The organism is Anabaena sp. CCY 9613, from assembly GCF_963920895.1.
GTDB lineage: Bacteria > Cyanobacteriota > Cyanobacteriia > Cyanobacteriales > Nostocaceae > Cyanocohniella.
Map to the genome: position 1 here is coordinate 203,390 of NZ_CAWUDE010000006.1, position 12,313 is coordinate 215,702.

Genomic DNA, 12,313 nt, shown 5'->3' on the forward strand with positions numbered 1-12,313 from the left:
AATAAAAAGCTACTTTTACCCAGCTTAACGCGTGGCTGCTGCATTCTCACGGTGTGGATATCCAGGCGCTATGGTATTACCCTAAAAGATTTTCCCTAAAAGATTTTATTGGCTGTAGCCTGTTCTCCCCCTTGTTCCCTGCTCCCCTGCTCCCCTGCTCCCCTGCCTCTTCTGACAGTTGGGGTTTCTAGAACATTCACATCAACTAAAGGTGTGACGTTAAAGTCTTGTTGCAATAAATGAGTTTGAATTGATTGAGTGAGGCGATCGCGAATTTCTTCAGCAGAAGCTGTAACTTGGGGTTGACGCTGTACATAAACCACACAAAGCAGAGTATCTTGATCTTCAATATCGGAACGAGTGAAGCGCACATTTGACTCGACTAATTTTGCTAAACCAACTTGTGCCACAGTTTTCTGAACTTCAGCGTTGGCACGTTGGGCAAGACTAGAGCGTTGTAAATTAGGAGAATTAAGAAACTGCCAACTCAGCAACCCTGCCAATGCGATGACAGTAATTACCAAGGAAATGCCGAATACCCGTTTTTTACCACGCTGATAGCGAGTTCCTTGGGCAGACAGCCCAAATAATCGGAACACAAGCGTTGCTGAAAAGTTGATACCGCATAGTTGCAATAACAGTAAGAACACCCCCGAAATTACCATATCCCATCTGCCAACGGCACTTGCCATACCCACAATTCCCGCAGGTGGAGCTAAGGAAGCGGCAACTAACATTCCGGTTGCGGCTCCAGATACTAAACTACTCCGCTCTGATTGAACTAAGTTGAGCGCTCCTGCTGCTCCGGCTGCCAATGGTAAAATTACTGCCACTGCTGAAACTTGGCTATTATCTAGCATTAAAGAGGTGGGAATTTCTTGCTGTAATATCAGGCTAAGTAGCCAAGTTATGACTATTGTCACCCCTAAAGCTGCAAAATAGCGAAGAATACTCCGCCCCAGGAGTTGGCGATCGCCCCATGCAGTGGCAATTGCTGTATTCATCGCCGGGCCTGCAAATGGTGCAATCAGCATCGCTGCCACCAGCAGATAAGGTGTATTAGTATACAAACCAATCCAGACGACAAAGCCTGCGAGTGCGGCATAACCGAGAAAGCCTTGCCAAGAGCCAACACTTTGCAAACCGGAGAGCAGAATCTCAATCGGGCTGCGTTCCTCCACATCTACAACCTGCTGTGGTGCTTCCGACGCTGGGGGTTGCAGAGTCATTACACCCGTGGGGATGAGAGTAATTTGTGCTTTGGGTAAATCTTGCAATTCCTCTAGGACTTTCCCAACTTCTTGATTAGAAACGTGGATAATCACCACGTCAATGGGTTCGTCTGCATTCCCTTCAAATCGTGACAGGTTGGCGCCATTGTGAGATTTAGCAATTTCAATAACTGCTTTTCCGTTTCCTCGCGGCACTTGGATAATAAGTTGACGCATTTTCACCTCCTACCGTTAACCATCTTGCTTGAGGGGGCGACAACACTACTACCCAAAGAAAGATTTGATTGTCCATATAGGGACTAGAGAAGAAAAAAAGGATTGTATTGCTCGGGGTGTCTCATCAAAATAATAAAAGAGGCTTGGCTCTTCACCAAACCTCACTATAAATCCAGTGCATAACAACATCCCGGACTAATTTACCTATTATTTTCCTACTTGGTCATCTTCCCATAGGATGTGTCCAAATACCCGAAAAACTGATATTACTTAAATTTGGTATTTTAAACTACATTCAAACTTGAATTTCTATTGTCTGCCTAATATGGTTGGGTGAAAGTTAAAAAAAAAGACGGGTTTGATCCCGCCGATATAGCTTGAAAGAGGTAATACACCTTGAACTATCTAAAATAGCAAAAATTAAATTTAATAGGTTATCAGGAAAATTTATTATATATACAAAAATCACAAATATTTTATGTTGTACTCAGTGTTTTAATCATAAGCAATTCCGGTAATACTTATCAACATATCACATCAGAACTTTCATAAATTGCCATTTTGGCAACTAGAAATAAATCAAAAAACTAAGTTTAATTCTGCTGTAATGACTGACAAGACAGAGATTTTTTTAATGTGAGTAGTTTCCACAAAATTTTTGATAATAAAACTCAGATATGTAAATCTGTAAAAAAAATCACAATTATTTTTTGTATATATGCTATGCCACTAGGGAATGAATCAATTCAAAATTCAAAATTCAAAATAAATGTGTGTATGAAAAATAACTCAAAACAGTTATAATTTTGCTATCAGACACTGATAAAAATTTGCAGTTTAACCGAAAATTCCAGGCATTGACTGGCATATTTTGGGTTTTTATCCTGCCCACTCTCTAATAACCAGAGAGTTTCCCTCAAATCTTGGTGGTTTACGCAGATACTAGTTGAGAAATATAGCTTTAAAAACAGTATTCCTCAGTAAAGTCATCATGCTTTAAACCGCAACAAGAGATGTAGTAAGAGTTTCACTAACCTTGTTCAGATGCCTGGATGTTACAAACGCAACTTAAAAGCAACACAAAACTTGGTTGGACTCTAGATGAGAGAGATCCAAAGTTCATCAAATCGATGATGCCCTTCTTGAGCTTTTTATATCATTACTATTTTCGAGTTCAAACTAGTGGCTGGCATCATATTCAACCTCACGAAAAAGTCTTATTTGTTGGTTCTCACAATGGAGGACTGGCAGCCCCCGATATGATCATGATGATGTACGACTGGTTCCGCAGATTTGGTGTTGAGCGGCCTGTCTACGGTCTCATGCATCCCAAAGTATGGGAGGTTAGCCCGCCAATAGCCCAAATGGCTGCCAAAACTGGGGCAATCATAGCGCATCCAAAAATGGCTTATACTGCTTTACGTGCTGGAGCTAGTTTACTTGTCTATCCAGGTGGCGCAGAAGATACCTTCCGGCCGCATCATTTGCGGAATAAAATTTATTTTGCTGGACGAAAAGCATTTATTAAGCTGGCGCTACGAGAAAATGTGCCCATTGTACCTGTAATTTCTGATGGTGCCCACGATACGTTGTATGTGGTGACTGACATTTATAATGTTTTGCGGCAATTTCATGAATGGGGAATGCCTTGGCTATTTGGCATTGATCCCGTAGTTTTTCCGATTTATTTAGGGTTACCTTGGGGATTAGCAATGGGGCCACTACCCAATATTCCCTTACCTGTACCCATTCAAACACGGGTTTGTCCACCCATTATTTTCCCACGCTATGGTCGGGAAGCAGCAAGCGATCGCCTGTATGTCGATGAGTGTTATGAATTAGTTGTGAGGAAGATGCAGCAAGAGTTAGACCATTTAATCAAACTTAATGCTTGATCTGATTCCACGCGCCCAGCCAGGAAGAAAACAAGACTAACACAGGGATAATTTCCAATCTTCCCATCCACATCAACACAATTAACGTCAGCTTACCTAGCCAGTGTAAATCTGGCCCGGTAATGCCTACAGATAATCCGACACTTCCTAAAGCAGAAGCAGTTTCAAAGACTATATTAATCAAGCTAGCTTCAGGGACAAGATGAAGTAATATCAAAACTCCCAGGGCGATGGCTCCTATCCACAAGATAGCCAAAACAGCAGCAGATGCGATCATATTATTGGCTGCGGATTCAGTTAATACTTTATTATCTAGTTGATAGCGCATGAGTTGATGGGGTTTGAGGTCAAGTTGCCGAAACCGCCAGATTACTGCTTTGTAAAAAACTACCAATCGCCGCAGTTTCAGTCCACCTACTGTAGAACCAGCTGTCCCACCGATAACCATAGCCAAACTCAACAATAGTTTGCTACTAGGACTCCAAGAATCTAAATCAACAGTTTCAAAGCCACAGGTTCCTAAAGCAGAAACCCATTGAAACAAGGAATCTAACCACAGCACTGTACCACTAAACCAATAAGTTTCTAATAACAGCGCTAGCACTCCTAAAAACAACAATAGCCACAAAGCTCGATGTTGTGAATCTTGCCAAAGTATAGACAAGCGCCGTTGAGTGATTAACTGGTAGTGGATAGGAAAACTAATAGCTCCAGTAATCATCAGGGGAATGACAGCCAACTGAATCATGGGACTGTAACTACCTAGACTTTGATCACGGATACTAAAACCACCTGTAGCAATGCCTGTGAAACCGTGGTTAATGGCATCCCACCAAGGCATTCCGGCTACGTGCAGCAATATCATCCCTAAACCAGTGTAAATTAGGTAAACCCACCAAATGCGGCGCACTGTTTCCTTAACAGTCAAACCAATGTGCTGTTGTCGTCCCTCGGAACGATAAAGCTGATCAGATCCAGTACTAGGTTCCAGCACAGAAAGCACCAAAACAATTATGCCTACGCCCCCAATCCATTGTGTAAAAGAACGCCACCACTGCAAGCTCCGAGGTAGTTCATTTTCATGTAGTGTTACCGTCAGCCCTGTACTAGTAAATCCTGAGAAGGCTTCAAAAAGAGCATTATCCAAGTGCTGAAACTCAAGTACAGTTGGCGATGTTTGCAAATTAGCATTGATGGCCATCGCCCAAAATGGAATTGCTCCTAAAAGTGGGATGATTGCCCAACTAATGGCAGCAATCAACATGGCATGACGGAGACGAATTGGTTGAATGTGACGAAATAGACGGTAAAAGAATTGACCAGTAGTGCCAGACGCGATCGCAGTTGCTAAGAATGGCCAAATAGCATCATACTCGCCAAACCAAATGCACACAGGTAATGAAGCTAAAGCCATAATACCTGGTACATGTAGTAACAAACCTACATAGTGCAAAATTGATTGAATACCAGGATGGAAATAGGGAAGCTTAATCTTCACGCTTGTGGCAGCAAATTGTAGAGAGAACGGGCAATAATAATGTCTGGGTCTACAATGACATGAACACCCAACTTTTCAAACAATGTCTGATGTTCCTTGTGATTAACCATACTAATCAGTGTGGAAATATGGCGTTCTTTGCCGAGGAACATAGTCATAAGGTTGGCTGAATCATCACTAGTTGTAGCAATTAAAGCATCTGCTTGATCAGTCCCTACTTCATCTAAAATGCCTCCCTGAGCAATATCAGCGTGAAATACCTTGACGTTGTATTTTTGTAACACTGCTTGTGCCTTCTTCTTTGAGGCGTCAATAATTGTCACATTATGCCCGTCTTGCAGCGCTAATTCTGCCAAAGCAATTCCTCTGGAACTAGCACCGACAATAATCAAGTTCATAGATCGATTTGCATGAAGTGTAGGAAGTTACCGCAACCAAAGGTAAATATTTCATCAACAACCTAGTAGGTTGATAATACTTATAATATCGTCCTCATCTGCCCAATTCCTCAATGATTTACCCCGTTATTTGGCACAACAATTCAGTTACTTTAATTGACCAAACCCGTTTACCCAACGAATATGCTGTAGTAGAGATTCACCGTAGCGAGGATATGGCAAGAGCCATTAAAACTATGATTGTCCGTGGTGCGCCGGCCATTGGTGTAGCTGCGGCTTATGGGATGTATCTGGGCGCGAGAGAAATCGAGACAACAGATAAGCATGAATTTTGGGAAGGCTTAGAAAAAGTTGCTCAGTTATTACGTTCCACTCGCCCGACAGCGGTAAATTTATTTTGGGCAATTAGTCGCATGATGAAAACTGCCTACGAAACCCCAGGGACAGTAGCAGAAATTCAGCAAAACCTCTTGCAAACAGCCCAAGCCATCAATGCTGAGGATTTACAAACTTGTCAAGCAATTGGTGATTATGGGTTGGCAGTATTACCCACTACACCAGCAAAATTAACTATCCTGACCCACTGTAACGCTGGGGCGTTAGCAACTGCTGGGTATGGTACAGCTTTGGGTGTAGTGCGTTCTGCTTGGCGAGAAGGGCGGTTAGAACGTGTATTTGCTGATGAAACCCGTCCTCGTTTACAAGGTGCCAAACTGACTGCTTGGGAATGTGTGCAAGAAAAGATTCCTGTAACGGTAATTACTGATAATATGGCTGCCCATTGCATGAAACAGGGTTTAATTCATGCTGTAGTTGTGGGTGCCGATCGCATTGCGGCCAATGGCGATACTGCGAATAAAATTGGTACTTATAGTGTGGCGATCGCAGCTAAAGCCCATGATATTCCTTTTTATGTAGCCGCTCCCCTATCTACTATTGATTTTGATTTAGCTGATGGTAGTCAAATTCCTATTGAGGAGCGGAACCCAGAGGAAATATACCAAGTCGGCGATACTATGCTGACACCGTTGGGGGTGGAATTTTATAATCCAGCCTTTGATGTTACCCCGGCTGAGTTGATTACAGCCATAATTACGGAACAAGGTGCTTTTCCTCCTGATGAGTTAGTAAAATTACAGTTGTAATTAGTAGCTTGAATCACTTATATAGTCATTAGACAAGATAAAATGGCTTGTTTGGTCAGGCTTGGGACGAAATTTTTGCTAGGTGTGTGTAGTTTATAGAGCAATACAGTTCATGTATTGGTTTATAGAGTCAGACTATATTTGGATTTTAGATTGGGAATCACCAAGCCGCCCGCGCGCAGCGATGCCCATAAGGGCTGTAGTACACCAAAACCATAAAAAGAGAGATGAATAAGCTAATTCCGGCTATTGTGTTAATTATTTGCTCAATCGGAATTACGAGTTGTGGTAATTCGCCAACTGATACGGTTACCCAAAATCAGCTGCAACCTACACCAGAAAACACTACACCCCCCCAGACTACTAATAATCAAGTTCAACCAGTTGCCAATAAACAACCACAAATTGGTACAGTCACAGAATTGGTAACAGGCGATATTATCTGCTACGCCACCATAGTAGATGAACAAGGAATTGAACATCATGTAGGTGCATCATTTGAAATTTGTGCTGAATCAGAAAAATATTTAAATAAGAAAGTCCGCGCTTCTTATGAAATTGCTTCCTTGAATGATTGCGAAAGTATTGAACCATGTGGCAAAAGTCGCCAAGAATCTATTATTGCCAGTATGGAAATTTTGAATGAGAAATCATCAAATAAACCCGCAGCTAGCAACTCACAAACCCTCAGCAATGGGAAATGGACAATCACCATTGGTAATAGAGATTCTTGGACAGGAGTTAATAATACAGGGAATCTGACTTATAAAGGATGTGATGTCAAAGGCAATTGTCTAGATTTAAAAGGTGGGAAAGTCACCTGTCGGGATGGTACATGTTTTACAGGTTGGGTGAATGGAGATTATCGCTATATTTGGTCACAAGCGATGACAGAAGATGGTAATGCTTCTCCCACCCTCATTGTCAAAAAAGGCGACACGGAAATCCTGAATGCTACAGGATTTAAACTTGTGCCTACTAGTTAAATTTGTTGACACGACTATCGCTAATCTAAAGGCGAAATTCGATCACCAGTTTTAGGATCAAACACAAACAACTGACTTAAATCTAATTGTAGAGACAAGCGATCGCCTGGACGAGGCCGGACATTGGCATTAGTTTGAATATTCAACACCGAAGTCAAACCCGGTACACTAGCACGAATCAAAGTCTCCCTTCCTAGAGGTTCCACCACCTGCACCTCAACCGTTAACCCTCCTAAATTACCCTCTTTATGTTCTCCTTGTCTGTGTGGTTCGTCAATATAAATATGTTCGGGACGAATCCCCAAATCAAAAGTTTGACCTTGACGTAACTGCACATTTTCCCTCACCGCAGGTGGAACATTCAATGACTGGCCATTCACATCAAACACATTATTTTGATAAATTGCAGGCAAAATATTCATGGGAGGATTCCCCAAAAAAGTTGCCACCATGCGATTAGCCGGACGCGCGTAAATACCTTGGGGATCACCAATTTGTTGAATTTTTCCCCGTTCCAGCACCACAATTTTATCAGCCAAGGTCATGGCTTCGACTTGATCATGGGTCACATATATAGTAGTAATTCCTAACTGGTGATGTAGCTGTTTTAACTCCGCTCTAGTATCATCGCGCAACTGGGCATCTAAATTAGACAGAGGTTCATCTAGTAAAAATACTTGGGGTTCACGGGCGATGGCTCGTCCTAATGCTACCCGTTGTTGCTGTCCTCCAGAAAGCTGTTTGGGTTTGCGATCTAGTAGGTGTTCCAAAGAAAGCGATCGCGCCACTTTCACCATGCGTTCTTGAATCAGCTTCTGGTCAACCTTCCGCATTTTCATCCCAAAAGCGATGTTTTGCGCCACCGTCATGTGCGGATACAAAGCATAATTTTGGAATACCATTGCAATATCCCGTTGTCTAGCCGGCACATTATTCATTAGGCGATCGCCAATATACAGATTACCTGATGTGGCAGATTCCAAGCCCGCGATGGTGCGTAAAATTGTAGACTTCCCACAACCCGATGGCCCCACCAATACCCAAAACTCACCATCGGGAATTTCAAAGGTAATATCCTCGATGGCGGAGACGTTGTTAAATTTACGTCTAATTTCTTCTAGTTGAACTTTTGCCATAAGCCGATTTCAAACTTCAATATTCGATTTATGCAGATAGATGCGGGTAAACTCCTTTTAGATTACCATTCATTATTTTTTTGCACTCGTAGACCAAGCAGGGTGAGACAACAACGAAGCAAACACACGCACTCCCCGCAGTTGATTAGACAGGGGTAAATGACCTTTAGGGGCGTTTAAATCCCAAGTAAACTGGTTGGGGTATCGCGTCCAGTTATTGCCGCTTTTCCAGCCAATTTTCGGCCAGAAATTATCCCAATTTTTGCCTAAACTCAACCAAATTTCGCGCTGCACCGAAAAGCCAAACTTGCCCTCGGAGTGGACTATCCAGAGGTGGTTAATAGTTTGTAAATCCACAATTGGTGCATTTTCTACTTCAGTAAAATACAACCATTTTCTTTGTACAGCCGTTGGCCCTGCTAGTTCACACAGATTTTGGATAGTCATGCGATCGGCTGCTTGGAAGTCCTGGACAGCAAGTAGCTGTTGCAAGGGATTGTAATTAATCCCTGACTCTGATTTTAGAGGTACAATGCCTTCAGGGAAGTCTGTTTGCAGAAATTCTTTGACTTGGGGTGCATCGCAATTGTAGAGGACTTGATAAGTTTTGCCATCGATCCAAGTCGCTGGGTGATCACGTCGTTGCCGTAAAAATTCCATCAACACATCTAATCCCTCATTACCCAAGTTAGCTAACTGTGGGATAATCTGTTGTTGGACTTGAAGAGACCCAGCGATTAACGATTGTCGTAGGGAGTCGATGTCATTAGCAGTGCCTGATAAAATCATTGGGTCTGTCATGCCATTACTCTTGTTAGCGTTCAGTGAAAAAGTGATTGGCTATCGATTGTTCTCCAAGGTGAAGCACTGATAGCGAAAAGTAGTTTACCCCCAAATACTGTACAAGGGGAATGAGGGAAAAATCTGCACCTTGTGTCTAGGTAAACAAAAGACATAGCAAAATCTGCAAGCCTGTCAAAGAAAGAATTTTGGACTGGCGGCGTATCGTTCAGGAGTGTTTGAAGTATGTACGACAAGATTATCCCCCCCACAGCCGGAACAAAAATCACCTTTAAAAATGGTGAGCCAATTGTGCCTGACAATCCAATTATCCCTTTTATTCGGGGCGATGGCACAGGTATTGATATTTGGCCTGCTACCCAAAAAGTGCTAGATGCAGCAGTAGCCAAGGCATACAATAATCAACGTCAAATTAGTTGGTTTAAGGTTTACGCTGGGGATGAGGCTTGTGATTTATACGGCACGTATCAGTATTTACCTCAGGATACGTTAACGGCAATCAAAGAATATGGTGTAGCCATCAAAGGCCCCTTGACTACTCCCGTCGGCGGTGGGATTCGTTCTTTAAATGTAGCATTGCGGCAAATTTTTGATTTGTATGCCTGTGTACGTCCTTGCCGCTATTATGCGGGTACACCCTCGCCCCACAAAAACCCAGAAAAACTAGATGTAATTGTTTATCGGGAAAATACGGAAGATATTTATTTGGGTATCGAGTGGAAACAGGGAAGTGAAATCGGCGATCGCTTGATTAAAATCCTCAACGAAGAACTCATTCCCGCCACCCCAGAACACGGCAAAAAACAAATTCCCCTCGATGCGGGTATTGGAATTAAACCCATCAGTAAAACTGGTTCTCAACGTTTAGTGCGACGCGCCATCAAACACGCCTTACTGTTACCCAAACACAAGCAACAAGTGACCTTGGTGCATAAAGGCAACATTATGAAGTACACCGAAGGCGCTTTTCGTGATTGGGGTTATGAATTGGTAACCAGTGAATTTCGCACTGAATGCGTTACTGAACGGGAATCTTGGATTTTAAGTAACAAAGAGAAAAATCCTGATATCTCCTCAGAAGATAATGCCCGTGAGATTGACCCTGGTTATGATTCCTTGACACCAGAGAAAAAAGCGCAAATTGTCCAGGAAGTGGAAACAGTTCTCAACTCAATTTGGGAAACCCACGGTAATGGCCAGTGGAAAGATAAAATCATGGTCAATGACCGGATTGCTGACAGTATTTTCCAACAAATCCAAACCAGACCCGATGAGTATTCGATTCTGGCGACAATGAACTTAAACGGTGATTATTTATCTGATGCGGCTGCGGCCATTGTCGGTGGTTTAGGAATGGGGCCAGGGGCTAATATTGGCGATGCTTGTGCCATATTTGAAGCTACCCACGGAACCGCACCCAAACACGCCGGCTTAGATCGGATTAATCCTGGTTCAGTGATTTTGTCTGGTGTGATGATGCTGGAATTTATGGGTTGGCAAGAAGCCGCAGACCTAGTAAAGAAAGGTTTAGGTCAGGCGATCGCTAGTAGTCAAGTCACCTATGATTTAGCCCGGTTACTAGAACCACCAGTAGAGCCTTTAAAGTGTTCTGAATTTGCCGACTCAATTATCAAACATTTTGGATAAATGATGATTAGGGTGGGAATATCCCGCCCTATCGCTAATATTAGGTTAATGCGAAAAAAGCGATGATTAACTAGGTAATTTATATGATTACTAGTCCTTTTAAGTTAAACTTAAACACCGTTGATCTCACAGACGAACAGTTTTATCAGCTATGCCAAAATAATCAGGAGTTAAAATTTGAGCGGACATCTACCGGAGAATTAATTATTATGCCACCTGTGGGGGGAGAAAGCGGAAATCGAGAAGCCGATTTAATTATTGATTTGGGAATCTGGAATCGACAAACAAAACTCGGCTACACTTTTAGTTCTTCGACTATATTTAAATTACCTAATGGTGCAGACCGTTCTCCTGATGCGGCGTGGATAAAACGTGAACGATGGGAAGCTCTTACTCCTGAACAAAAACGTAAATTTTCTCCCATAGCACCAGATTTTGTCATGGAATTAAGGTCAGCTACAGATGATTTAGCAACTCTGCGTCAGAAAATGCAGGAATACATGGATGCAGGGGTAAATTTGGGATGGTTAATTAACCCTCAACAGCAGCAAGTAGAAATTTATCGCTCAGGAAAAAACGTAGAAGTGCAAGATTTGCCTACAGTGTTGTCTGGTGAAAATGTCTTGCCAGAATTTAGCTTAACTTTATCAACTTATTAGGTATTTTCTAACGCCAAATTTCTCCTCCAGGTAACTGACTCAGATAATTATCCATAATTGTTGGTAATTCCTTGGCAGAATAAGCATAAGTTAAAGCAAGAAATTGAATTGCTGTAGTTATGACCTGGGTTTTATTCACAATTGCTGATAATTGCGAGCGCGTATATTTGCCATTCATCACTTCCACGCTGGCATCAGAGATGGCATCTTCAATGACTTCTTCTAATATCAAAATTTCCCATTCATCTTGATTGACGTAATAGGATGTTTTATTTTCTTTGGTATTCAGTTTTTGAATTTCTCGGATTGAGTTGCGAATAGATGCCATCCAAGAATTTGTTAATCGCTGTTCTATTTGATTTTTAATTAAATGAATTAACAAGATATTTACATAAGACTGTATATTACGCAAAACTGCTTGCTTACTCATCCCCTCTAACTCATCCACAATTGCCAAAGCATCTGCGTAACGTCCTTGTAAAATGCTATTTCTGAGGTCAGTTAATTCCTGTGTCATTTTTACGAACCTTCATCAAGGAATGCCTTAAATCTCTGCTACTGGTGATATTTCGCTGTTATTTGCTATGAGCGATCGCATCGCATCGCAAAATTAGTGCAAAAAAATTCTAGTTGAGGCTTTGCAAAACCCAAGGCTGTCAATGATGTTGGGTTTCCCACGTCAAACGCCACTTCACTCAAG

Annotated in this window: 11 protein-coding genes; 5 read left to right on the forward strand and 6 right to left on the reverse strand. The window is 42.1% G+C overall.

Translation table 11 applies throughout. The features are described from left to right. Nucleotides 1-95: 95 nt before the first annotated feature. On the reverse strand, nucleotides 96-1,448 hold the full coding sequence (locus ACM0OT_RS09585; protein ID WP_414564142.1) for a TIGR00341 family protein: 1,353 nt from the start codon (nucleotides 1,446-1,448) through the stop codon (nucleotides 96-98). Nucleotides 1,449-2,500: 1,052 nt separating this feature from the next. Between ACM0OT_RS09585 and ACM0OT_RS09590 the strand changes: the two genes are divergently transcribed. Beyond that, complete coding sequence (locus tag ACM0OT_RS09590; RefSeq protein WP_414564143.1) at nucleotides 2,501-3,343, forward strand: lysophospholipid acyltransferase family protein; 843 nt, start codon at nucleotides 2,501-2,503, stop codon at nucleotides 3,341-3,343. On the opposite strand, the gene ACM0OT_RS09595 is transcribed toward ACM0OT_RS09590, so the two are convergent. After that, a complete protein-coding gene (locus ACM0OT_RS09595; protein ID WP_414564144.1) occupies nucleotides 3,333-4,841 on the reverse strand; it encodes a TrkH family potassium uptake protein in 1,509 nt (502 codons plus the stop codon). The genes ACM0OT_RS09590 and ACM0OT_RS09595 overlap by 11 nt on opposite strands. After that, nucleotides 4,838-5,239 (reverse strand): potassium channel family protein, encoded by a 402-nt coding sequence (locus tag ACM0OT_RS09600; protein ID WP_414564145.1) that lies wholly within the window; start codon nucleotides 5,237-5,239, stop codon nucleotides 4,838-4,840. The genes ACM0OT_RS09595 and ACM0OT_RS09600 overlap by 4 nt, the downstream gene beginning before the upstream one ends. A 113-nt stretch (nucleotides 5,240-5,352) precedes the next feature. On the opposite strand from ACM0OT_RS09600, the gene mtnA reads away from it, so the two are divergent. Then, on the forward strand, nucleotides 5,353-6,384 hold the full coding sequence (gene mtnA / locus ACM0OT_RS09605; protein WP_414564146.1) for an S-methyl-5-thioribose-1-phosphate isomerase: 1,032 nt from the start codon (nucleotides 5,353-5,355) through the stop codon (nucleotides 6,382-6,384). A gap of 227 nt (nucleotides 6,385-6,611) precedes the next feature. Further along, nucleotides 6,612-7,370 (forward strand): hypothetical protein, encoded by a 759-nt coding sequence (locus ACM0OT_RS09610; RefSeq protein WP_414564147.1) that lies wholly within the window; start codon nucleotides 6,612-6,614, stop codon nucleotides 7,368-7,370. 20 nt (nucleotides 7,371-7,390) lie between these two features. On the opposite strand, the gene ACM0OT_RS09615 is transcribed toward ACM0OT_RS09610, so the two are convergent. Both ACM0OT_RS09615 and ACM0OT_RS09620 read right to left on the reverse strand, forming a co-directional pair. Next, a complete protein-coding gene (locus ACM0OT_RS09615) occupies nucleotides 7,391-8,506 on the reverse strand; it encodes an ABC transporter ATP-binding protein (RefSeq protein ID WP_414564148.1) in 1,116 nt (371 codons plus the stop codon). 72 nt (nucleotides 8,507-8,578) lie between these two features. Continuing rightward, on the reverse strand, nucleotides 8,579-9,307 hold the full coding sequence (locus ACM0OT_RS09620) for a GUN4 N-terminal ARM-like repeat domain-containing protein (protein WP_414564149.1): 729 nt from the start codon (nucleotides 9,305-9,307) through the stop codon (nucleotides 8,579-8,581). Between the two features lie 225 nt (nucleotides 9,308-9,532). On the opposite strand from ACM0OT_RS09620, the gene ACM0OT_RS09625 reads away from it, so the two are divergent. Both ACM0OT_RS09625 and ACM0OT_RS09630 read left to right on the forward strand, forming a co-directional pair. After that, the gene (locus ACM0OT_RS09625) at nucleotides 9,533-10,954 is read left to right on the forward strand and encodes an NADP-dependent isocitrate dehydrogenase (RefSeq protein ID WP_414564150.1); all 1,422 of its coding nucleotides are present in this window, start codon (nucleotides 9,533-9,535) and stop codon (nucleotides 10,952-10,954) included. An 83-nt stretch (nucleotides 10,955-11,037) separates the two neighbouring features. Then, nucleotides 11,038-11,613, forward strand: a complete 576-nt coding sequence (locus ACM0OT_RS09630) for a Uma2 family endonuclease (RefSeq protein ID WP_414564151.1) — start codon at nucleotides 11,038-11,040, stop codon at nucleotides 11,611-11,613. A gap of 7 nt (nucleotides 11,614-11,620) precedes the next feature. Here the strand turns inward: ACM0OT_RS09630 and ACM0OT_RS09635 are convergent, their stop codons facing one another. Continuing rightward, entirely contained in the window at nucleotides 11,621-12,130 is a 510-nt protein-coding gene (locus tag ACM0OT_RS09635) for a DUF29 family protein (RefSeq protein ID WP_414564152.1), read from the reverse strand. Nucleotides 12,131-12,313 lie beyond the last annotated feature (183 nt).